This window comes from Arthrobacter sp. V1I9 (genome assembly GCF_030817075.1).
Classification (GTDB): domain Bacteria; phylum Actinomycetota; class Actinomycetes; order Actinomycetales; family Micrococcaceae; genus Arthrobacter.
Window position 1 is genome coordinate 159,286 of record NZ_JAUSYU010000001.1, and the last position, 20,199, is coordinate 179,484.

The following is a 20,199-nucleotide window of genomic DNA, read 5'->3' on the forward strand; positions in this document are numbered from 1 at the left end:
ATGGACCTAACCGAGGAGGACCTCGCGCTCATCAACGCGCTGGAAATCGCGCCGAGGATCAGCTGGGCGGACGCCGGTGAGATTCTCGGCGTTCACGCCACCACGCTGGCCACGCGGTGGGAAAGGGTGCGCCAGTCCGGCGCGGCGTGGGTGACGGCGCACCTGATGGGGGACCCCAAGCAGATGTGCCTGGCGCTCGTCGACGTCGACTGTGAAATGCACCGCCGCGAAGAGGTGACCGAGGCCCTCGCAGCGGTGCCGCAGATTGTCACCATCGAGGAGGCGGCCAGCAACCGTGACCTGATGCTGACGGTCCTGACGCAGTCCCTTGAGGAGTTCACCACGGCCGTGGCTTCCCGGCTCAAGGACATCGATGGACTGCTGAAGTACCAGACGGCGCTCTGCACCAGGCTGCACTCCGGCGGTTACGCCTGGCGCCTCAACGTGCTCAACCGGGCGCAGACCTCGGCGCTGCAGGCCAAGGCCGGACCGGAAGCAGCAGGGTCGGCACCTCCGGAGTCCGTCATTGAGCCCCTGCCGGAGAGCCACCTGGCGCTGCTTCCTTTCCTGGCGAGGGACGGGCGGGCGACGGCGGCCGAGATCGCACGGGCGCTTGGCCGGCATCCGGCCACCGTGCAGCGCCAGTTGAACCGGGTCCTCGCCAGCAGGGTCCTCTCCTTCCGCTGCGAAGTGGCCCAGAAGTTCTCGGGCTATCCGGTGACCTGCCAATGGTTCGCCAACGTCCCCGCCGGCCACCATGAGGCGGCTGCCGCCGAGCTCCGCGGTCTCCGCAATGTACGGCTCAGCGCCTCCACCACCGGCCGCACCAACTTTGTGATCATCATGTGGCTGCAGTCGCTGGCTGACGTGCTGAATGCGGAACTTGCCCTGCAGCAGCGGATTCCCGGGATCGAACTCGTCGAAAGCGTGGTGATGCTCAGCACCGTCAAGCGGGTGGGCTGGATGCTGAACCAGGACTCCACGGCCACAGGCCGGGTCATCGTCCCCGCGGCGGTGGCCAGCGCCGGCTAGGCCTGCCAGAAGCCGGGCCTCCGGGCCGGGCTTGTCAGTGCCGGCCGTTATGCTGTGGAGCACATCCAAAACAACCGATCGGGCCAGAAGCGTGCGCGAGACAACCCTTTCAGCCACCGGCCCCCACGCCGGCATCCTGCAGAGACCGTACCTGTGGGTGACCATCGGTGCCTGCGCGCTGGTGTTCCTGGCCGCGTTCGAGTCCCTCGCGGTGACCACCATCATGCCGGTGGTGAGCCGCGAACTGAACGGCGCAGGACTCTACGCCCTGGCTTTCGCGGGGCCGCTCGCAACCGGCGTGATCGGCATGGTCGCGGCCGGAAACTGGTCCGACCGCCGTGGACCCACCCTCCCCCTCTACGCATCCGTGGCCTTGTTTGTGGTTGGCCTGCTGATCGCGGGCACCGCGGTCTCCATGCCGCTGCTCGTGGCCGGGCGGCTGGTGCAGGGGCTCGGCGGCGGCGCCCTGACAGTGGCGCTGTACGTCCTGGTGGCACGCATCTATCCAGCGCTGCTCCACCCTAAGATCTTCGCTGCCTTCTCCGCGGCCTGGGTGATCCCGTCCTTGGTGGGCCCGTTTGCTGCCGGCATTGTGGCGCAGGTGTTCAGTTGGCACTGGGTGTTCCTGGGTGTGGTGGGCCTGGTCATTCCGGCGCTGGTGATGATCGCGCCGGTGTTGCGGGGCGTGCCGCCAGTTAAGGGACAGGGCGCCAAGGAACGTACCAATGCGCAGCAGCCACCCATCCCGGTGGCCTTCGACCGGCTTGCCTGGGCCACCCTCGCGGCGCTCGCGGTACTGGGGCTCAACCTCTCGCGGGAGGTTCATGTCCCGGGGTTCGGCGCAGCGCCGGCGCTCCTGGCGGTGGCCGCCGTCGTGATTGCCCTGGTGTCCGTGCGGCCGCTGGTGCCGCTGGGTACGCTCACCGCCCGGCGCGGACTGCCCAGCGTCATCCTGGTCCGCGGGCTCGCCTCGGCTGCGTTCTTCGGCGCCGAGGTCTATCTGCCGTACCTGCTGATAGAGCAGTACGACTTTTCGCCAACCTTTGCCGGTCTCACCCTTACCGGTGGAGCGCTCGCCTGGGCAGGCGCGTCGGCAGTACAGGGCCGGCTCGGTGCACGGTTGCCCCATCGCCGCGCCATCCGCATCGGCGCATTTATGGTGCTGGGCGCTGTTGTCCTCGCCCTGGCCACCACCGCGCTGCACTGGCCGGCCGCCGTCGCCATCATGGGATGGATCTTCGCCGGCGGCGGCATGGGACTGCTCTATCCCCGGCTGAGCGTGATGACCCTGGCCCTGTCCGCCAAGGAAGACGAGGGTTTCAACAGCTCCGCCATGTCGATTTCGGACTCCCTGGGCGGCGCGCTGGCGCTGGCCACCACGGGCATCGTGTTCGCAGTTTTTACGACGACGAAGGAATCCTTCGCAGGGGTCTTCGGACTGGCCGCCGTGGTCGCCGTAGCCGCGGTGGGGGTTGCTCCCAGGGTCACCAGCAAAGACCAGCTCGGGGCTTGACGTCAGGTCAGCCGGCTGGCACGGACCACCACGTCTGCGATGGTGGCGTGCTGCCCGTCCGGGCCGGTCACCGGCCGCTCCCTGCTGGTCTGCACTTCTACCTGCCAGTCAGGCCCATCCAGTCCCAGCTCCTGCACCAGCTGCTCCCCGGTGTAGAACATTTCGTGCGTTGTGTGGCCACCGCCCCACGGCGGAAGCCGGTCCGGATGGTGGCCCACCACCAGCAAGGTCCCGCCCGGTTTGACCGCTGCCGCGGCCGTTTTCAGGGGCCGCTGCCAGGCGAGCTCCTGGGAGTGGAGGAACTGCGAGGTCACCAGGTCGTACGACCCGTCGGGCTGCCATTCCTCGAGGTCGGCCTGCTGCCAGCGGATCCGGCTGGCGATGGCGCCCTCGGCAGCGTGCACACTCTCCCGCGCCAGGGCGGCCTTCTCGTGCCCGTGCGCCCGCTCCAGCGCAACGGTGGAAACGTCGACGGCGGTGACCGTCCAGCCGTGCTGGGCAAGCCAGATAGCGTCCGCACCTTCGCCGCAGCCCAGGTCCAGCGCATGTCCCGCCCGGAGTCCGCCGGCCTCCCGGACCAGCTGCGGGTTTGGTTTGCCGCTCCAGATCTGGGGTTTGCTGCGGTATCGCTCATCCCACAGGGCGGCGGCGTCCCTGATTCCCCGGCCGTCGCCGTTTCCCGAAAGGCCCGGGCCGGCGTCGTGCGCTGCCTGGTGTGAGCCGGGAGAATCCGCTTCATGCTGGTGGAACGCGTGTTCAGTCATGCCTCCACCCTGCCCCGCGAAGACAGTGATGGCAACGCCCACCGGAAGGCGTTGGGAAGAGGGTGGAAAGGGGGAGGACAAGGGGAGTGGGCGCGGGATGCTAGACTGGTGGAACTTGATGTGCAGTGATGCCCATGTCTCCCTTCATTGAGGGACTGGGCTTTTTTCATGTGAGAGGCACATCCTGCGTCGATGAACGCGTTCCATTTGGTCCCGGCCGCCGCTTTGCATAAGCGGCAGCAGGCTGGTTGATCACCTGAATTTTCTTCGGCGAACCCCCTTGGCCAACCGGCGTCGGGGGCCGATATCCGCACGGATACCGCCTGAAAGACCTTTGACTTTGACTACTTTTGCTGCCCTCGGCACGCCCAAAGCCCTTGCCGAAACCCTCACCGCACAGGGAATCACCGAGCCGTTCCCCATCCAGGTGAAGACCCTCCCTGACACCCTGGCCGGACGCGACGTCCTGGGCCGCGGCCGCACCGGCTCCGGCAAGACCATCGCCTTTGCCATCCCGCTTGTGGCACGACTCGCTGAGCGGGAAGCCAAGCACTTCCGTAAGCCCGGCCGTCCCATGGGCCTGGTCCTTGCACCCACCCGCGAGCTGGCCACCCAGATCAACGCCACCATCGAGCCGCTGGCCAAGGCTGCAGGCCTGAACACCACCGTGATCTACGGCGGTATCTCCCAGGCCCGCCAGGAAAAGGCCCTGCGTGCCGGCGTCGACATCGTCATCGCCTGCCCCGGCCGCCTGGAGGACCTGATCCGCCAACGCATCCTCACCCTTGAGGCCGTGGAAATCACCGTCCTGGACGAGGCCGACCACATGGCCGACCTCGGCTTCCTGCCCGTGGTCAAGAAGCTCATGGACATGACCCCCAGCCAGGGCCAGCGCCTGCTCTTCTCCGCCACCCTGGACAACGGCGTGGACAAGATCGTCCAGCGCTACCTGTCCAACCCGCTGACCCACTCCGTGGACGATCCGCAGGCCGCGGTGACCACCATGGAGCACCACGTCCTGGTGGTCAACGACCAGACCGTCAAGAAGCAGCTGATCGTGGAGCTCGCCTCCGGCGCCGGCCGCCGCGTCCTGTTCATGCGGACCAAGCACCACGCCCGCAAGCTGGCCAAGACCCTGACCGACGCCGGGATCCCCGCCGTCGACCTGCACGGCAACCTGTCGCAGAACGCCCGCGACCGCAACCTCGCCGAGTTCTCCTCCGGTGACGTGCGCGTCCTGGTGGCCACCGACGTCGCAGCCCGCGGCGTGCACGTGGACGACGTTGAACTGGTCATCCACGTTGACCCGCCCACAGAACACAAGGCTTACCTGCACCGCTCAGGCCGTACTGCACGAGCCGGTTCCGACGGCACAGTGGTCACGCTGACCCTCCCCGAGCAGCAGACCGACGTCAAGAAGCTGATGAAGGCCGCCGGCGTCGAGGTCAACTTCGAACGCGTCACCGCCAACTCGCCGCTGGTTGCCCAACTGGTCGGGGAAATGGCTGACAAGATCGATCCCCGCACGCGGGCTGCACTGCTGGCCAAAAAAGCCGCGCAGCAGGGCGGCGGTACCTCCACCGGTGCCAACGCCGAGCGAAAGCGCGCCCGTCGCCAGGCTGCACCCACCGCTGGTGGACGTGGCGGACGCGGTGGACGAGGCCGGGTTTCCGCCGAGCCCACGCGTACCGATGTTCCGCGTGCCGAGCGCCGCGCAGCAGCTTTCGAGGGCCGGACCGAAGCCCGCGCAGCCTTCGACCGCGTCAGCGAGCAGAACGAGGACCGCGCCATCGCAGCAGCAGCTGCCCGCCGCAACGCACGTGGCCGCGGCACCGCGTCCACCCACAGCAATGACGTCCCGGCGGCAGGTGGCCGTGCAGCCTCCGGCCGCGGTTCGGACGGACGCGCTGATTCACGCGTAACCCGCAGCGACGCTCCCCGCGGCGGGACCGGCCGTCCGGCTTCCTCAGGTCGTCCGGCAACCTCGGGTGGCCAGCGCGGCGGACGCCCGGCAACGGGCCAGCGTGCCGCAGCCGGTGCAGGTGCCCGGACCGGCGGCGGTTCCCGTTCCGCCGGTGCAGGTGCAGCCACCGGCGGCAACAAGGCTGTCTGGTCCTCCAACACGGGTGGAACCTCCGGCGGGTCCTACTCCGCCGGCAACGGCGGCGGCTCCGGCCGTCCCGCCCGCAGCGGCCCGCGCCGCGCTTCGGCTCCGGCTTCGAACGAACGCCGCAGCCGCTAGTTTCATCATCGAGTGCTCCGTGAACGCCCTTTAGAAGGTTCAAAAGGGCGATTGCGGAGCACTCGATGGGACAAGTGTCACCAGCCGCGGGCGCGCCACTCCGCGAGGTGCGGCCGCTCAGCACCCAGGGTTGTGCCTTTCCCATGGCCCGGGTGTACGAGAGCGGAGTCCGGGTAGGCGTCAAACAGCCGCTCGCTGACATCGGTGATCAGCTGGTTGAACCGCCCTGGATCCTGCTGCGTGTTGCCCACGCCGCCGGGGAAGAGTGAGTCTCCGGAGAAAATGTGCGTGGGGCCTTCCGGGTCCCGGTACACAAACGCGATTGAGCCCGGTGTGTGCCCACGCAGGTGGATTGCCGTCAGCTCAAAGCCATCCACGGCCACGATGTCCCCGTGCTCAAGGTGCCGCTCAACTGCGACAGGCAACGCGTCGGCGTCGTCCTTTCCTGCAGCCGTGGGCGCACCCGTGGCTGCCGCCAACTCCTCCAGCGCCCGGACGTGGTCCCAGTGCTGGTGCGTGGTGGCAATCAGGGCGAGCCGGGGCTCGGCGGACGTGTCCCCGGCGGCACCCCGCAGCAGCTGCTGGATGGCCGGAAGGTCATCTGCGGCGTCGATCAGCACCTGTTCGCCGCTGGTTTTGGCCGTCAGCAGGTACACGTTGTTGTTCATCCCGCTGACTGAGATCCGGCGGATGGTCAGGGCCGGCAGGTCGTAAAGAAGTGAGTCCATAGGCTTCAGTCTAGGGACGCCCGTCTGCAGCCCTGGTTACTCGCGGCCCTGGGACACCCACTTGGGGTCGGCGGAGCGGGAGCCGACGACGGCGTCCGACGCTTCGCCAAGCGCGTCCAGTTGCGGCGGGGTCAGTTCCAGGGCGAGGGCGCCGAGGTTTTCGTCGATCCGGTGCCTTTTGCGGGTGCCGGGGATGGGGACCACCGGCAGGTTCAGCCGCTTGCCCTGGGCCAACAACCAGGCCAAGGCCACCTGGGCGGGTGTCGCATCAAGCTCGTCCGCCACGGACCGGACCGTGGCCACCACAGCCTCGTTGGCGCTGGCAGCGTCCGGGGCGAAGCGGGGGATCCGGCGCCGGAAGTCTTTTTCCCCCAGGCTGGAGGCGTCAACGGTGCCGGTGAGGAATCCCCGGCCCAGCGGCGAGTACGGCACAAAACCCACGCCGAGGGCGGCGGCGGCAGGAACAACGTTGCGTTCCACGTCGCGGCTCCAGATGGACCATTCACTCTGGACCGCCGCAATGGGGTGGACTGCGGTGGCTTCCTCGAGCTCCTGGGCAGTCACCTCCGACAGTCCCAGGTGCTTGACCTTGCCTTGCTGCACAAGCTCCGCCATGGCCTCCACGGTTTCCACAATCGGAACGCGGAGGTCACGGCGGTGCATGTAGTAAAGGTCAATAACCTCCGTACCCAGCCGTTGCAGGCTGCGGTCCACTGCCTGCCGGATGTGCGCGGCGTCGCCCCGGATGTCCGTGTACCCGTCCGCCGGCGAGCCCACCAGCCCGAACTTCGTGGCCAGCTGCACCTCGTCCCGCCGCTCCTTCAGCAGCTGCGCGATCAGTTCCTCGTTGCTGCCCCCGCCGTAGATATCCGCTGTGTCAATGAAGCTGACTCCGGAATCGACGGCGTGGTGCAGCGTCCGGAGTGCGTCAGCCGGATCCACGTCCCCGTAAACCGGTGTCAGTGCCATGCCGCCAAAGCCAAGCGGGCTGACGTTGAGGCCATCGCCGAGGTGAACCATCGGTGCTGCCATGAATGTGCTCCCATCATTGAAGTTATCCAAGCCAGGAACCCCGTCCCGGGTTGCTGTATTCCGTCAGTCCTAGTGCCAGGGGATGATCCGGTCCGCTGCCGGACGCGTGGCCTGGATCAGGACGGCGTTGGCTTCGTCCGGTCCGTGCGCCCACGCCTCCGCTGCTGCCGGTTCCATGCCGAACGAGATGTGCCTTTGCACCAGGCGTCGCAGCCGCAACGCGTGTGGTGTGTCCACAAACCAGACCTCGTCCAGCTGCGCCCGGATGTCCTTCCAGGGTTCCTGCTCCACCAGCAGGTAGTTGCCCTCGGTGATCACCAGCGGCACTTCCGCGGGGATCGGGATGGAGGCTGCGACGGGTTCATCCAGGGTGCGCCGGAATTCAGGGGCGTAGACAACTGGCTCATCCCGGCGGACCAGGCGGCGCAGCAGCGACAGGTAGCCGCCGGCGTCGAACGTATCGATGGCTCCCTTGCGCTGCCGCAGCGGCGTGCCGTCGATGATGGTGTTGCCCAGGTGGAAACCGTCCATGGGCACCACCACGGCCTCGTCGGGACCGAACTGCTGCCAAATCAATTCCGCGAAGGTGGACTTTCCGGAACCCGGCGCACCGGCGATGCCCAGCAGTATCCGCCGGCCTCCGTCCAAGGACTGGCGGAGGGCAGCGACAGCCTCAGTGATCTCGGGTGCTTCCATGGCAAAAGCCTAAACGCCCCACCCGCAGCCAGGATTCCGCTGATCCTCCCCACCTATTGCGTCCGGGAAGGCGAGTTCGACGGCGTTTTGCCGGGACACGCCGTCGCCGCCCTGAAACGTGGGGAAACTCAGCGGGCGGTGGAGCTGGAAGGGGCTGCAGTTTCAGGTTTATCGGCGTCCGAGCCGCCGGGCAGAACCTTGAGCCCGGCCCGCACAGCCCACAATCCCGGCAATAAAGAGCACCTTGAGCACACTGAACGGTTCGACGCCGGTGGCCATTGCCCAGCCCACGGTGAGCGCGGCTCCGATTCCTACCCAGACGGCGTACGCGGTGCCGAGCGGGATGCTGCGGATGGCCATGCCCAGGCCCAGCATGCTCAGGGTTGCTGTCACTGCGAAAACCAGTGTGGGCATGGGCTCGGTGAAACCGTCGGACAGGCCAAGGGCTGTTGCCCAGACTGCTTCGAGGACGGCCGAGGCCAGCAGTACCAGCCAGGGAATCGAACGCCGCAGCATCACGCCACCACCTTCAGGCCCACCACGCACACGGCGATGCCGGACAACAGGAGGAGGCGTGCCGCCGTCGGGCGTTCCACCTTGGTGGCGATGGCGTACGCGGAGGTCAGCACTACGCCCACCCCCACCCAGACGGCGTAAGCGGTGCCGGTGTGGATGGACTGCATAGCGATTGCGAGGCCGCCGGTGCTGGCGGCCACGGAGACCAGGAACAGCAATGTGGGGGCGACGCGGCGCTGGCCGGACACCTGGAAGGCGCGGTGCAGGGCTGCCGCCCAGACGGCTTCAAGGGCACCGGAAACAATGAGTATTAACCACGGCATGACAGATCCTTTGGCCAGTCTTGTCGCGTGCCGGGTACTGAACCGTCGTCCGGAGGCTCCGCCGCGGAGCCTTGGCTTCCAGCGTAGCAACGCCCGACGCCGGGCGGCCAATGATGGTGCCCAACCTCACCAGTTGGGGCGGGACGGGACCCTACAGCGCGCCGCCGGCAGCTTCGGGGGCGGAAGCGTCACGGCCGCCGTCGCCGATGGTTTCCCGGGCGATGAAGTTCTCGATGTCGAACAGGTTGTCCGCACGCTCGGCGATGTTCAGCAGCGTGGTCATGGACGCGACTTCCTCCACCTGCTCCTTCAGGAACCAGAGCATAAACTGCTCGCCCAGCGCGTCGTTCTCGCCGCGGGCAGCCCGGAAGAGGTCCTCGATGTTGCGGGTGACTTCCTTTTCCTGCTGCAGCGCAAGTGCCAGCGGCTCCGTTACGGAGGAGAAGTCGTTGCGGACCGCAGGGACGCCGGGAATGGTGAAGGGGATATCCCGGTCCAGCATGTACTGCACCATCATCATGGCGTGGTTCCGTTCCTCCACGGACTGGCGGTAGAAGTACCGGGCCAGCTGGGGGAGGTCCTGGTTGGCGAACCAGGTGGCCACGGCAATGTACTGCTGCGATGCCGTGAACTCGTTGCCGATCTGGGTGGACAGGAGCGCATTGAACGTTGAAGTGGTCATAGGCCGAGTTTAGGGACGGCTGCGGGGAGTGACCAGTGTGGAAAGGCTCTGCTTCCCAAAGGCGAGGCTTCCCTATTCCCCGTCTGGCCCCTCCTCGACCGGGTCGATCGACACGACGGCCAGGAAGCCGCGGCCCAGGATGTCAGGGGTGTCGACGTCGGAACCCACCACGGCGTCGTACCGCGCCAGGGTTTCGGGATCATTTGTCCCGACGGCGGCTGTTGCCTGTCCCTGCAGCAGGATCCCCAGCTGCCCCTCGAAGAGGGGTTTCGCGCGCTTTTTGGACAGCTCAATGATGGACGTGAAGCCCTTGAAGCTTCCGGTCCGCGTGATGACATTTAGGTTCCGGATGTCGCCCGTGGGCAGGGAGGCGTGTGTGCTGGCACCGCCCGGAAAGCGGAATGCGCGGTACTTCTCGAGTGGGTGTTCGGCGCCGTCCACGGTGAGCAGCAGGAGTTCACCGTCGATCACGGTCAGGACCCGTTCCATGCCGGGGAACGGCGAGTAGTCTCCGGCCTTGCTGACGTCCGCGATGCTTACCTGCCAGTCCCAGGATCCGTCCTGTGTGGAAGCGGCTTTGGGGTGGGTGGCGAGTTGGCGTGTCACCCCGCCGCCGTTGCGCCAGGATTGGGGCTTGAGGTCTGCAAAGCGGATAATCTCCATCAGCCCAGCCTAATTGCCGCGGGTGCCTCCGCGCCCCAGGGTTCCTGCTACTCTCCTCCGGGGGGATAACACCAAAGCAGCCTCAAGGAGCCGGGAATGTTTGTCAAAGTGTGTGGTCTCAGTACGCCCGAATCCGTCCGTGAAGCGGTGCAGGCCGGCGCGGATGCCGTCGGTTTTGTCCTCACCGCCAGCCCCCGCGTTGTCACGCCGTCCCAGGCGTCCTCGTTGTTGGCGGAGGTCCCCGCGGGAGTCTCGCCCATCGGCGTCTTCCGCCACGAACCCGTGGCCGACGCCGTGGCCATCGCCCGCGCTGCCGGGCTCGAATGGATCCAGCTGCACGGCCCGCGCTCCCGCCAGGACGTAACAACAGTGCACGACGCCGGCATGAAGCTGATCAGGGCAGTCACCATGGGCGCCGCTCCGGAGGAATTCGAAGACTGGGGCGAGGACCTCCTGCTGATCGACGCCGCGGTGCCCGGCTCGGGTGAGGCCTGGGATTACGCCTCCGTTGCCGCAATGCCCGTACTTCAGGGACGCCACTGGCTGCTTGCGGGCGGGCTGGACCCGGCCAACGTCGGTGGCGCATCCACGGCCGCCCATGCCTGGGGCGTGGACGTCTCTTCCGGCGTGGAGGCATCCCGGGGCGTCAAGGACCTGGCCAAGGTGCGCGCCTTCGTCCAGGCAGCGAAGAGCGAAGCGGCCCCGGTTTAGCAGCTGAGTCAGGGGCCAGTCAGGGAAGGCCCCCATCCTTTTGTCAGACCCCCGGGGGCACAATGGATGAATGAAGACACTGCTCAACATCATCTGGCTGGTTTTCGGGGGATTCTGGCTTGCGCTGGGCTATTTCGTGGCCGGCATCATCTGCTGCCTGCTGATCGTCACCATCCCGTGGGGAATCGCCTCGTTCAGGATTGCGGAGTACACACTGTGGCCGTTCGGCCGGACGGTGGTGGACAAGCCCGGCGGGACAGGGGTTTTCTCGCTCCTGGGCAACGTAATCTGGCTGCTGGTGGCGGGCATCTGGATCGCGATCGGCCATGTGGTGACTGCCTTTGCCATGGCCGTCACCATCATCGGAATCCCGCTGGCCATCGCCAACCTGAAGCTCATCCCGGTATCCCTGATGCCCCTGGGTAAGCAGATCGTTCCCACCAGCGCGCCGTTCGTCACGGCCTACCGGTAGACAGTCGTCGCTGTTCCATGGGACCTGGGCAGCGGGGGGAGGGGACGCCCGGTCATTCAGCCTGTTCTTCGGGTTGAAGTGCCCGCAGGACGCAGAACTCGTTGCCGTCCGGATCCGCCAGCACCACCCAGGTCACCTCCGGACCCTGGCCGACAGAAATGCGCTCGGCGCCAAGACCCTCCAGCCTTGCAACCTCCGCGTCCCGGTCCTTGGGCCGCAGGTCCAGGTGGAGCCTGTTTTTGACCTCCTTGCGCTCGGGCACCTTCAGGAAGAGCAGGTCCGGGGATACTCCCTCCTCAGGGCTGCCGGCCGGCGGCTCGAGCACAATCTCGTCGTCCGCCTCATAGGTCCGGCGCCAGCCCAGCGCTTTCTCCCAGAAGTCCGCGGCCACTTTCGGATCAGTCGAATCAATGCAGAGGGATTGGATGCGCAAGGTCATCCGAGCAGTCTTGCATCCGCTGCCGGCGGCGGTAAAGGGTCCAGCCGTCAGGCATTCCGAGCGGCCGGCGCACCACCAGAAAAACGGGGCCACCGTCAGTGGGGGCTGAATGCCCCGTCCACCAGGATGGCCACAGCACCGCTGTCGTCCAGTTCAGCAGCGATATCGACGTCGTTCCCGTAGCCGGCACCAGCCAGCTCGCGGCCACTGGAACAGCTGTGCAGCATCTCGCGGAGCCGCGGCTCAGCGGACTCGAAGACTGCCATGGCCGCCACAGCCTCCGGTGAGTAGCCGTGCCTGCCGTCTTCGGCCTCATAGCCGCCCTTGCCTGCGGCCACCAGGCCGGCGATGAAGGCGCCCGCCCCGATCTGGTCCTCCACAGCCGGGCGGAGGGTGCCGTCAGGCCAGCGCTCACCGGCAGCTATTACTGCGATGACAGCATCCTCTGGCAGGTTGGCCGCCACCCAGTCCGCAGTTGCGGCGGCGTTGCGCAGGGACACGGCGGCTACCAACGGGACTTCGCCTGCCAGTTTATGGCAGAGGGCGGAACCGTTCGGGGACGGCAGGACCACCCGCTCCAGGGACGCCGCAGCCCGGATGCTGGCGGGGGAGAGGCTGAGCCCGCCGCCGTTGCGGGGACCGGCCAGCTGGGCGTCGTGGTGGGCGGCGAAGTCCTCGGCGCCGGTGTCCTTCCAGGGAAAGGGAAAAACAACGGCACGCCGGTCGAGGGCGACGCTGACGCAGGTGCTGAAGGACAGGATGTCCACCACCACCGCGAGGTCGGCGCCGGGCGCTACTGTCCTGGCGCCGTCGAGCCCCCACTCCAGCCGCACGGTGTAGGGCAGTTGCCGGTGGGCTGCGCTCGCCGTCAGCGTGTGGCGGGGGGTTGAGCCGGGTGCGTTCACGCCAATTCGCCTTTCAGGTTCCGGTGTGCGGCGTCCAGCCACAGCTCCCGCGCACGGCCGCTGTGGAACAGCGGGTCAAGTTCCAGCAGGCGGCGTACGACGGCGGTTCGCCCGGCAACGAAGTCAGCGTCGCCGATGTGCGCATAATCTTGGCGGACGTCAGCCACGTACCTCGCATACTGGTCCGGTTCCCCGCCGAGAACGGAAAGATCGGCATCACAAAGGAGCGCGCCGTCGCCGTCCCCCGGTTCCGGGCGGTGATCCGATGTCAGCCGCACCAGCCGTCCCACCTCAGCCACCTCCGCGTCGGGAAGGCCGGCGTGCTGCAGCCGGTCCTCTGCCAGGCGTGCCGACTCCTCCTCATCCTGGTCCGCCACGCCCCGATAGACGGCGTCGTGGAACCAGGCGGCCAGCAGCACGGTGCGGGGAGGATCGGCGGGATCGGTGAGCAGGTCGAGGGCTTCCAGCACCGAGAGCAGGTGGGTGCAGCCGTGGTACCGGCGGTGCGGCTCGCTCCACCGGTCAAGCAGGTCTAGGAACAGTGCGTCGTGCCCCGGCATGATGGCCTCCCACCGGTTGAACAGCGGAACCTTGAGTGACTTGTTCCGCTGCCGGGCGGGGATGCGCAGGCCGCTGGCGATCAGCTTGCGGACCAGGACCCGCGCCTCCACAGGGATGGCTCCAGCTGCCACCAGGTCATCGAAGCGGCGCTCCGCGACGTCGTAGTGGTCGCCGTCGAAAGCGCGCTCAGGAATCCCGGCCGCGGAAGCGAATCCGTGCAGTTCCGCCAGCGACGAGTCCGATACCAGGTGCGAAAAGTGGGTCCCGTGCGCAGGCCAGAGCGGCGGGTCAATGTAGATGGCCATGGAGGAAGTCTAGTGGGACGCCCGTCAAGGGGTGCCGGGTAGCAGCTGCTGAAGCGGCGATTCCGAAGGTGCGGTGTAATTCTGCTGCTTCTTCCGCAAGTGCGCCCTAGACTTACGTCGTGACCACTATTCGCGTTGCCGAGGCTGCCCGGTTCCTGGGTGTCAGTGACGATACCGTGCGCCGCTGGCTGGACAACGGGTCCCTCACCGCGGTGAAGGACGACGGCGGGCGGCTTGCGGTGGACGGCCTGGACCTTGCCCGGCATGCGCAGAAAATGGCGCAGCTTCCGGACGATCCGCACCGCACCGGCAGTTCGGCACGGAACCGCTTCGTGGGCTTGGTCACCGGCATCACCGCGGACAAGGTCATGGCCCAGGTGGAGCTGCAGTGCGGCCCTTTCCGGGTGGTATCCCTGATGAGCAGTGAGGCCGTACGGGAACTGGGACTGGAACTCGGCTCCGTGGCCACCGCAGTGGTCAAAGCCACCACTGTCATCATCGAAACGCCGCAGGGCAAGGCGCTGTGAAAAAGAGCCAAAAGTTGGCCGCTCTGGTGCTGGCGGTCCTGATGGCGGCCACACTGTCAGCCTGCGGTGGCAGTGGCCGGGCCTCGGGCAACGAGGGCGGGTCGCTGACCGTGTTCGCTGCCGCGTCCCTTAAAGCCAGCTTTACGGAACTGGCAAAGACCTTCGAGGCCCGGCACCCCGGCACCACCGTCACGCTCAGCTTCGCCGGATCGGCCGACCTGGCCGCGCAGATCAACCAGGGTGCACCAGCCGATGTCTTCGCCTCCGCCGACACCAGAAACATGGAAAAACTGCAGGAAGCCGGGTTGGTGGACGGCGAACCCCAGGTCTTCGCCACCAACACGCTCGCCATCGCCGTCCCGCCGGGAAACCCGGCCGGCATCCGCTCCTTCTCGGACCTCAGCAAACAAGGACTACGGCTGGTGCAGTGTGCGCAGCAGGTGCCGTGCGGTGCCGCCGCCGCCGCCATCGAGCAGAAAACCGGAACGGAACCGACCCCGGTCAGCGAGGAAAACTCCGTGACGGACGTACTCGGCAAAGTCGTCTCCGGGGAGGCCGACGCCGGGCTGGTCTATGTCACCGACGTCCGGTCCGCTGCGGGAAAGGTGGAGGGGGTTCCCTTCCCGGAAGCTGCCCGCGCCGTCAACAGCTATCCCGCCGCCGTGCTGTCCGGCAGCCGGAACGGCGCAGAGGCGCGCGCATTCCTGGAACTGCTGTCCACCCGCGAAGGCCAGCAGGTGCTGGCAGCCGCGGGCTTCGGCAGTGGCCGGAATTGAGCGGCGCCGCATGAACCGCCAGGCCTACAGCGGGGTTCCGCGCGGGATCTATGCCCTCGCGGTCCTGGCTGCCCTGGTAGCGGTCCTTCCGCTGTTCGCCATGGTGGCGAGGGTCAACTGGGCCAACTTCCTTCCGCTCGTCACTTCAGAGTCAGCGCTGTCGGCCCTGGGCCTGAGCCTGCGGACGTCCGCCGCCAGCACCGTCCTGTGCATTGTGCTCGGCGTGCCGCTGGCGCTGGTCCTGGCCCGCGGCAGGTTTCCGCTGCAGGGCCTGCTGCGTTCGCTGGTGCTCCTTCCCCTTGTGCTGCCGCCGGTTGTGGGCGGCATAGCGCTCCTTTACACCTTCGGCCGCCAGGGACTCCTGGGCCAGACCCTGGAATTCCTCGGCCTCCAGATTGCCTTCTCCACCACGGCCGTTGTCCTGGCACAGACGTTTGTGGCACTGCCGTTCCTGGTGGTGAGCCTGGAGGGGGCCCTGCGGACCGGCGGCGAACGCTACGAAGCCGTGGCGGCCACTCTTGGCGCCTCACCCGGGCGGGTGTTCAGGCGCGTGACCCTGCCGCTGGTGCTGCCGGGGCTGGCCTCGGGCGCCGTGCTCTCCTTTGCCCGCAGCCTGGGCGAGTTCGGCGCCACCCTCACGTTCGCGGGCAGCCTGCAGGGGGTGACCCGGACCCTGCCGCTGGAAATCTACCTGCAGCGTGAAACGGACCCGGACGCCGCCGTCGCACTCTCCCTGGTGCTGGTGGCCGTGGCGGTCGCCGTCGTGGCACTTGCGTACCGGCGGCCCGGCGGAGCCGCCTGGCGGCCTTCCTTGAAGCGGACGACGACGGCGGCTGCGCCGGGCGGGAACGCCGCGTGACGTTCACATTCGAGGCAGCCGTGGCTGAGCGGGGATTTGACGTCGCCCTGCGTGTAGGCCCCGGCGAAACGGTAGCCGTGATGGGGCCGAACGGGGCGGGCAAATCGACGCTGCTGTCCGTGATCGCGGGCCTGCTTCGGCCGGACAGCGGCCGGGCAGAACTCAGTGGAAAGACACTGTTCGATCTCTCACAGGCCAGGAGCACCTGGGTGCCGCCGCATCACCGCGGCACCGCCCTGCTTGCCCAGGAACCCCTGCTGTTCCCCCACCTCAGCGCCCTGGAAAACGTGGCCTTCGGTCCGCGGAGCACCGGGGCTTCAAGGCAACAGGCAAAGTCCCAAGCCGTCCGTTGGCTGGCTGAGGTGGAAGCGCAGGACCTCCACGAACGCCGTCCGGCGGAACTTTCGGGTGGCCAGGCCCAGCGGGTTGCAGTGGCACGGGCACTGGCAGCGGATCCGGCACTTCTCCTCCTGGACGAGCCCATGGCCGCCCTCGACATCCACTCCGCACCGCTCCTCCGCCGCCTGCTGAAGCGGGTCCTCGCGGACAGGCCGGCCATCATCATCACCCACGACGTCCTGGACGCGCTGATACTGGCCGACCGTGTAGTCATCCTGGAAAGGGGCCGGATTTCAGAGGAAGGGCCCACCCGGGAGGTACTCGAGCGGCCCCGGAGCAGGTTCGCCGCCGGGCTGGCGGGGCTGAACCTGATTCCTGGAAGCCTCACCGCCGACGGACTCAAAACGGCCGACGGCCAGACCATCTCCGGCCACGTTGAGGACCCCGGCGCGGCAGGAGAGGAGGACCTTGCAGCGGTGGCCGTTTTCCCGCCGTCGGCCGTCTCGGTATTCCTCGACGACGCCCACGGCAGTCCCCGCAACTACTTCCAGGTGGCCATCACGGACTTGGAGCCGCACGGTGACCTCATCCGGGTCCGCGCGGGAAGCCTTGCTGCGGACATTACGCCTGCCGCTTCAGCGGACCTGGGCCTGGTCCCCGGCTTGCCCGTGCATTTTGTGGTGAAGGCGATGGCGGTGGCCATCTACCGGGCCTGATCAACTCCGTGGCCCGAAACCTGAGCTGGATCACCAGCGTTTCCGGGGTCGGGGCCTCCTGACGACCGCGGCATCGAAAGGGCCGGCGGGTGGCTTTGCTGGGGGAGCCGCCCGCCGGTTTCTTATGCCCTGTTCCGCGCTGGTTTGGCTCCTTGCCTACATCCCGGGCACGTCCAGGCATTCGTACACTTGAATGCTCGCACCCGGCATCATGAGGTGCGGGTGCCCGTCCAGCAGTGCCTGGGCGCCGGCGAGGTCCTCGGCCTGGAGAATCCCATAACCCGCCACGCCGGTGTTGGTGTCGGTTGTGCCGGTTGACGTAATCTCCTTCCCCGCCCCGAGCGGGTTCCCCAGGTCCACGATGCCGTCGCCGGCGCTCTCGGCCCACGCCATCCAAGCCTTCATACCCTCCTGGGCGGCCTCGGGCGAGCTTTCGGCCATTTGCGCCTGGGCTGACTGTGCTGCGATGTAGAGAACAACAAACTTCTTCATTGCCTGTCCCGTCTCCCGCGCGCCGGCGGCACTGTGCTCCCCGGTCACAAGGCGATCCTAGGGTGGATCGGACGGGTTGAAAACGGGGTGGGCGGGTCGTCTGCGCTGGTTCGCCCTCGGCAAACAGGAAATAAAAGGTACCCCGCCCAAAGTTGAGCGTAGTAGACTCAACCTAGATCAATTGCCCTTGAAAGGAGCTCTCTTTGGACGTCAAATTCACTACCAAGAGCCAGGAGGCTCTTTCGGCTGCGGCCATGAATGCCTCCACCGCCGGCAACCCGCAGGTGGAGCCCGCCCATTTGCTCAAGGCGTTGATGGACCAGCGTGAAGGCGTCGCCGTGGCGCTTCTCCGTGCAACCGGGGCTGACCCGGACGCCGTCAGCGTTCAGGCGAGCAGTGCCATCAAAGCGCTGCCTGCCACCTCAGGTGCGTCCAGCCAGCAGGCACAGCTGTCCCGGCCCGCCCTGCAGGCCATCCAGAACGCCAAAGGGGAGGCGGAGCGGCTGGGCGACACTTTTGTCTCCACCGAAGTACTCCTCCTGGGTCTTTCGGCCGGAAGTGACGCCGCGGGCCGATTGCTGCGCGACGCCGGCGCCTCCCATGAAGCGCTCCTCGCCGCCCTGCCGGGCGTCCGGGGCGATCGGAAAGTCACCAGCCCGGACCCCGAGAACACCTTCCAGTCCCTGGAAAAGTTCGGCACGGACCTCACCGCCATGGCCAGGTCCGGCAAGTTGGACCCGGTGATCGGCCGCGACACGGAAATCCGCCGGATCGTCCAGGTCCTCAGCCGCCGCACCAAGAACAACCCCGTGATCATCGGCGAGCCCGGCGTCGGCAAGACCGCCGTCGTCGAGGGGCTGGCCCAGCGCATGGTGGCCGGGGACGTGCCGGAAAGCCTGCGCGGCAAGACCCTCATCGCCCTGGACCTCGCTTCCATGGTGGCCGGCGCAAAGTACCGCGGCGAGTTCGAGGAGCGGCTCAAGGCAGTCCTCGAGGAGATCAAAAACTCCGACGGCCAAATCGTCACCTTCATCGACGAGATCCACACGGTGGTGGGTGCAGGAGCCACCGGCGAGTCCTCCATGGATGCTGGCAACATGCTCAAGCCCATGCTGGCACGCGGTGAGCTGCGGCTGATCGGCGCCACCACCCTGGATGAGTACCGCGAAAACATCGAAAAGGACCCTGCGTTGGAGCGCCGCTTCCAGCAGGTGTATGTGGGCGAGCCCAGCGTCGAGGACACCATCGGCATCCTCCGTGGGCTGAAGGAGCGCTATGAGGCACACCACAAGGTGGCCATCGCTGACTCTGCCCTGGTGGCCGCCGCGACGCTCTCGAACCGCTACATCTCCGGGCGCCAGCTGCCGGACAAGGCCATCGACCTGGTGGACGAGGCCGCGTCCCGGCTGCGCATGGAGATTGACTCGGCCCCTGAGGAAATCGACCAGCTCCGGCGCGCCGTCGACCGGCTCACCATGGAGGAGCTGGCCCTGGAAGGCGAGACGGACGCCGCCTCCGTGGAGCGCCTCGCGGCTCTCCGTGCGGACAAGGCGGACCGGGAAGAGGAACTCGCTGCCCTGAACGCGCGCTGGGAGGCCGAAAAGGCCGGCCTCAACCGGGTGGGCGACCTCAAGGCCAAGCTGGACGAGCTCCGTTCCACGTACGACAAGGCCGCCCGTGAAGGCGACCTGGAGACGGCTTCACGGATCCTCTATGGCGAAATTCCGGCCCTGGAGCGCGAGCTGAACGCCGCCGCGGAGGCCGAAGCCGCCGTCACGGACAAGTCCGCGCAGATGGTGGCGGAACAGGTGACCGCCGACGACATTGCCGAGGTCATCTCCGCCTGGACCGGCATCCCCGCCGGCCGCATGCTGCAAGGCGAAAGCCAGAAGCTGCTGCACATGGAGGAGGAACTGGGGCGGCGGCTGATCGGCCAGAAGAAGGCTGTCACCGCTGTGTCCGATGCCGTCCGCCGCGCCCGTGCCGGCATTAGCGATCCCAACCGTCCCACCGGTTCGTTCCTGTTCCTTGGGCCCACCGGCGTCGGTAAGACCGAACTGGCCAAGGCCCTCGCGGACTTCCTGTTCGACGACGAACGTGCCATGGTACGGATCGACATGTCCGAGTACAGCGAGAAGCATTCCGTGGCGCGGCTTGTGGGTGCGCCTCCGGGCTACGTGGGCTATGAGGAGGGCGGCCAGCTCACTGAAGCCGTCCGCCGCCGCCCGTACTCGGTGGTGCTGCTGGACGAGGTGGAGAAGGCCCACCCTGAGGTCTTCGACATCCTCCTGCAGGTGCTCGACGACGGTCGCCTCACCGACGGCCAGGGCCGCACCGTGGACTTCCGCAACACGATCCTGGTGCTGACGTCCAATCTGGGCAGCCAGTTCCTGGTGGATCCGTCGCTGGATGCCGAGGCCAAGCGGAACGCCGTGATGGCCACCGTCAACGCCTCCTTCAAGCCGGAGTTCCTGAACCGGCTGGACGAAGTGGTGCTGTTCGATCCGCTGTCCGTCGAAGAGCTGGCCCGCATCGTTGAACTGCAGGTAGCCGAACTTGGCCGGAGGCTGCACGAGCGCCGGCTGACCCTCGATGTCACCGAAGCCGCCCGGGCCTGGCTGGCCATGTCCGGCTTCGACTCCGCCTACGGAGCCCGGCCGCTGCGCCGTCTGGTCCAACGGGAAATCGGCGACCGCCTCGCCAAGGCCATCCTGTCCGGCGAAATTGCGGACGGCGACACCGTGCTGGTGGATACGGCCACCGACGTCGACGAACTCACCATCGAAGGGCTGGAGGCGCTCGCCGGGCCCAACGGCGGCGCTGCCCTGGGAACGGGGCTGGTGGTCCGCCGGAAGGACTAAGCCGGCCCGAGTTGAGCTAACGCGGGCTGCCCTGGTGCCACAAGC

General features: G+C 67.3%; 21 protein-coding genes, 1 pseudogene and 1 riboswitch. Of the genes and pseudogenes, 10 read left to right on the plus strand and 12 right to left on the minus strand.

Translation table 11 applies throughout. From position 1 onward, the window contains the following. Together QFZ70_RS00705 and QFZ70_RS00710 are read left to right on the plus strand one after the other, a co-directional pair. Nucleotides 1-1,032, plus strand: a complete 1,032-nt coding sequence (locus QFZ70_RS00705) for an Lrp/AsnC family transcriptional regulator (protein WP_307093616.1) — start codon at nt 1-3, stop codon at nt 1,030-1,032. A gap of 91 nt (nt 1,033-1,123) precedes the next feature. Beyond that, nucleotides 1,124-2,545, plus strand: a complete 1,422-nt coding sequence (locus tag QFZ70_RS00710; RefSeq protein ID WP_307093617.1) for an MFS transporter — start codon at nt 1,124-1,126, stop codon at nt 2,543-2,545. 2 nt (nt 2,546-2,547) lie between these two features. Here QFZ70_RS00710 and QFZ70_RS00715 read toward each other — a convergent pair whose 3' ends face one another. Further along, nucleotides 2,548-3,309 (minus strand): cyclopropane-fatty-acyl-phospholipid synthase family protein, encoded by a 762-nt coding sequence (locus QFZ70_RS00715; protein WP_307093618.1) that lies wholly within the window; start codon nt 3,307-3,309, stop codon nt 2,548-2,550. 340 nt (nt 3,310-3,649) lie between these two features. On the opposite strand from QFZ70_RS00715, the gene QFZ70_RS00720 reads away from it, so the two are divergent. Beyond that, nucleotides 3,650-5,551 carry a DEAD/DEAH box helicase gene (locus QFZ70_RS00720; RefSeq protein ID WP_307093619.1) on the plus strand — a complete coding sequence of 634 codons (1,902 nt, stop codon included), beginning with the start codon at nt 3,650-3,652 and terminating at the stop codon, nt 5,549-5,551. 77 nt (nt 5,552-5,628) lie between these two features. Here QFZ70_RS00720 and QFZ70_RS00725 read toward each other — a convergent pair whose 3' ends face one another. The 7 genes and pseudogenes from QFZ70_RS00725 to QFZ70_RS00755 form a co-directional block, all read right to left on the minus strand. Next, nucleotides 5,629-6,279: an MBL fold metallo-hydrolase gene (locus QFZ70_RS00725; protein WP_307093620.1), complete on the minus strand. Its 651-nt coding sequence runs from the start codon at nt 6,277-6,279 to the stop codon at nt 5,629-5,631. Between the two features lie 36 nt (nt 6,280-6,315). Next, nucleotides 6,316-7,311, minus strand: coding sequence for an aldo/keto reductase (locus QFZ70_RS00730; protein ID WP_307093621.1), 996 nt, complete (start codon nt 7,309-7,311; stop codon nt 6,316-6,318). A 69-nt stretch (nt 7,312-7,380) separates the two neighbouring features. Then, complete coding sequence (locus QFZ70_RS00735) at nt 7,381-8,007, minus strand: nucleoside/nucleotide kinase family protein (protein ID WP_307093622.1); 627 nt, start codon at nt 8,005-8,007, stop codon at nt 7,381-7,383. A 128-nt stretch (nt 8,008-8,135) separates the two neighbouring features. Next, nucleotides 8,136-8,523 (minus strand): annotated as a pseudogene (locus QFZ70_RS00740) (multidrug efflux SMR transporter). After that, nucleotides 8,523-8,846 (minus strand): multidrug efflux SMR transporter, encoded by a 324-nt coding sequence (locus tag QFZ70_RS00745; RefSeq protein ID WP_307093623.1) that lies wholly within the window; start codon nt 8,844-8,846, stop codon nt 8,523-8,525. The pseudogene QFZ70_RS00740 and the gene QFZ70_RS00745 overlap by 1 nt, the downstream one beginning before the upstream one ends. A gap of 9 nt (nt 8,847-8,855) precedes the next feature. After that, a riboswitch (guanidine-III (ykkC-III) riboswitch) is annotated at nt 8,856-8,921 on the minus strand. 76 nt (nt 8,922-8,997) lie between these two features. After that, nucleotides 8,998-9,528 (minus strand): ferritin, encoded by a 531-nt coding sequence (locus QFZ70_RS00750; protein ID WP_307093624.1) that lies wholly within the window; start codon nt 9,526-9,528, stop codon nt 8,998-9,000. Between the two features lie 72 nt (nt 9,529-9,600). Next, complete coding sequence (locus tag QFZ70_RS00755; RefSeq protein ID WP_307093625.1) at nt 9,601-10,191, minus strand: HutD family protein; 591 nt, start codon at nt 10,189-10,191, stop codon at nt 9,601-9,603. Between the two features lie 96 nt (nt 10,192-10,287). On the opposite strand from QFZ70_RS00755, the gene QFZ70_RS00760 reads away from it, so the two are divergent. Both QFZ70_RS00760 and QFZ70_RS00765 read left to right on the plus strand, forming a co-directional pair. After that, complete coding sequence (locus tag QFZ70_RS00760; protein ID WP_307093626.1) at nt 10,288-10,902, plus strand: phosphoribosylanthranilate isomerase; 615 nt, start codon at nt 10,288-10,290, stop codon at nt 10,900-10,902. Nucleotides 10,903-10,972: 70 nt separating this feature from the next. Further along, nucleotides 10,973-11,374 (plus strand): YccF domain-containing protein, encoded by a 402-nt coding sequence (locus QFZ70_RS00765; RefSeq protein WP_307093627.1) that lies wholly within the window; start codon nt 10,973-10,975, stop codon nt 11,372-11,374. A 52-nt stretch (nt 11,375-11,426) separates the two neighbouring features. On the opposite strand, the gene QFZ70_RS00770 is transcribed toward QFZ70_RS00765, so the two are convergent. The 3 genes from QFZ70_RS00770 to QFZ70_RS00780 form a co-directional block, all read right to left on the minus strand. After that, nucleotides 11,427-11,813, minus strand: a complete 387-nt coding sequence (locus tag QFZ70_RS00770; protein ID WP_307093628.1) for a VOC family protein — start codon at nt 11,811-11,813, stop codon at nt 11,427-11,429. Nucleotides 11,814-11,908: 95 nt separating this feature from the next. Then, entirely contained in the window at nt 11,909-12,718 is an 810-nt protein-coding gene (locus QFZ70_RS00775) for a 2-phosphosulfolactate phosphatase (protein WP_307093629.1), read from the minus strand. After that, nucleotides 12,715-13,584 (minus strand): DUF4031 domain-containing protein, encoded by an 870-nt coding sequence (locus tag QFZ70_RS00780; RefSeq protein WP_307093630.1) that lies wholly within the window; start codon nt 13,582-13,584, stop codon nt 12,715-12,717. The genes QFZ70_RS00775 and QFZ70_RS00780 overlap by 4 nt, the downstream gene beginning before the upstream one ends. Before the next feature lie 119 nt (nt 13,585-13,703). Here QFZ70_RS00780 and QFZ70_RS00785 point away from each other — a divergent pair, with 119 nt between their 5' ends. Genes QFZ70_RS00785 through QFZ70_RS00800 form a run of 4 tightly spaced genes read left to right on the plus strand, consistent with a single transcriptional unit; the run spans nt 13,704 to nt 16,801 of the window. Beyond that, nucleotides 13,704-14,111, plus strand: a complete 408-nt coding sequence (locus QFZ70_RS00785) for a molybdopterin-binding protein (protein ID WP_307093631.1) — start codon at nt 13,704-13,706, stop codon at nt 14,109-14,111. A 41-nt stretch (nt 14,112-14,152) separates the two neighbouring features. Continuing rightward, nucleotides 14,153-14,887, plus strand: coding sequence for a molybdate ABC transporter substrate-binding protein (gene modA / locus QFZ70_RS00790; RefSeq protein WP_307097761.1), 735 nt, complete (start codon nt 14,153-14,155; stop codon nt 14,885-14,887). Between the two features lie 10 nt (nt 14,888-14,897). After that, nucleotides 14,898-15,746 carry an ABC transporter permease gene (locus QFZ70_RS00795; protein ID WP_307093632.1) on the plus strand — a complete coding sequence of 283 codons (849 nt, stop codon included), beginning with the start codon at nt 14,898-14,900 and terminating at the stop codon, nt 15,744-15,746. After that, entirely contained in the window at nt 15,743-16,801 is a 1,059-nt protein-coding gene (locus QFZ70_RS00800) for a sulfate/molybdate ABC transporter ATP-binding protein (protein WP_307093633.1), read from the plus strand. The genes QFZ70_RS00795 and QFZ70_RS00800 overlap by 4 nt, the downstream gene beginning before the upstream one ends. Nucleotides 16,802-16,957: 156 nt before the next feature. Here QFZ70_RS00800 and QFZ70_RS00805 read toward each other — a convergent pair whose 3' ends face one another. Then, nucleotides 16,958-17,341, minus strand: a complete 384-nt coding sequence (locus QFZ70_RS00805) for a hypothetical protein (protein ID WP_307093634.1) — start codon at nt 17,339-17,341, stop codon at nt 16,958-16,960. Between the two features lie 155 nt (nt 17,342-17,496). Here QFZ70_RS00805 and clpB point away from each other — a divergent pair, with 155 nt between their 5' ends. Then, a complete protein-coding gene (gene clpB, locus QFZ70_RS00810) occupies nt 17,497-20,154 on the plus strand; it encodes an ATP-dependent chaperone ClpB (protein WP_307093635.1) in 2,658 nt (885 codons plus the stop codon). Nucleotides 20,155-20,199 lie beyond the last annotated feature (45 nt).

What these genes read in the sequence shown, in the direction of transcription:
- QFZ70_RS00705 (WP_307093616.1), top strand. Translation starts at nt 1, where the DNA reads ATGGACCTAACCGAGGAGGACCTCGCGCTCATCAACGCGCTGGAAATC.
- QFZ70_RS00715 (WP_307093618.1), bottom strand. Translation starts at nt 3,309, where the DNA reads ATGACTGAACACGCGTTCCACCAGCATGAAGCGGATTCTCCCGGCTCA.
- QFZ70_RS00725 (WP_307093620.1), bottom strand. Translation starts at nt 6,279, where the DNA reads ATGGACTCACTTCTTTACGACCTGCCGGCCCTGACCATCCGCCGGATC.
- QFZ70_RS00730 (WP_307093621.1), bottom strand. Translation starts at nt 7,311, where the DNA reads ATGGCAGCACCGATGGTTCACCTCGGCGATGGCCTCAACGTCAGCCCG.
- QFZ70_RS00735 (WP_307093622.1), bottom strand. Translation starts at nt 8,007, where the DNA reads ATGGAAGCACCCGAGATCACTGAGGCTGTCGCTGCCCTCCGCCAGTCC.
- QFZ70_RS00745 (WP_307093623.1), bottom strand. Translation starts at nt 8,846, where the DNA reads ATGCCGTGGTTAATACTCATTGTTTCCGGTGCCCTTGAAGCCGTCTGG.
- QFZ70_RS00750 (WP_307093624.1), bottom strand. Translation starts at nt 9,528, where the DNA reads ATGACCACTTCAACGTTCAATGCGCTCCTGTCCACCCAGATCGGCAAC.
- QFZ70_RS00755 (WP_307093625.1), bottom strand. Translation starts at nt 10,191, where the DNA reads ATGGAGATTATCCGCTTTGCAGACCTCAAGCCCCAATCCTGGCGCAAC.
- QFZ70_RS00760 (WP_307093626.1), top strand. Translation starts at nt 10,288, where the DNA reads ATGTTTGTCAAAGTGTGTGGTCTCAGTACGCCCGAATCCGTCCGTGAA.
- QFZ70_RS00765 (WP_307093627.1), top strand. Translation starts at nt 10,973, where the DNA reads ATGAAGACACTGCTCAACATCATCTGGCTGGTTTTCGGGGGATTCTGG.
- QFZ70_RS00770 (WP_307093628.1), bottom strand. Translation starts at nt 11,813, where the DNA reads ATGACCTTGCGCATCCAATCCCTCTGCATTGATTCGACTGATCCGAAA.
- QFZ70_RS00780 (WP_307093630.1), bottom strand. Translation starts at nt 13,584, where the DNA reads ATGGCCATCTACATTGACCCGCCGCTCTGGCCTGCGCACGGGACCCAC.
- modA (WP_307097761.1), top strand. Translation starts at nt 14,153, where the DNA reads ATGGCGGCCACACTGTCAGCCTGCGGTGGCAGTGGCCGGGCCTCGGGC.
- QFZ70_RS00795 (WP_307093632.1), top strand. Translation starts at nt 14,898, where the DNA reads ATGAACCGCCAGGCCTACAGCGGGGTTCCGCGCGGGATCTATGCCCTC.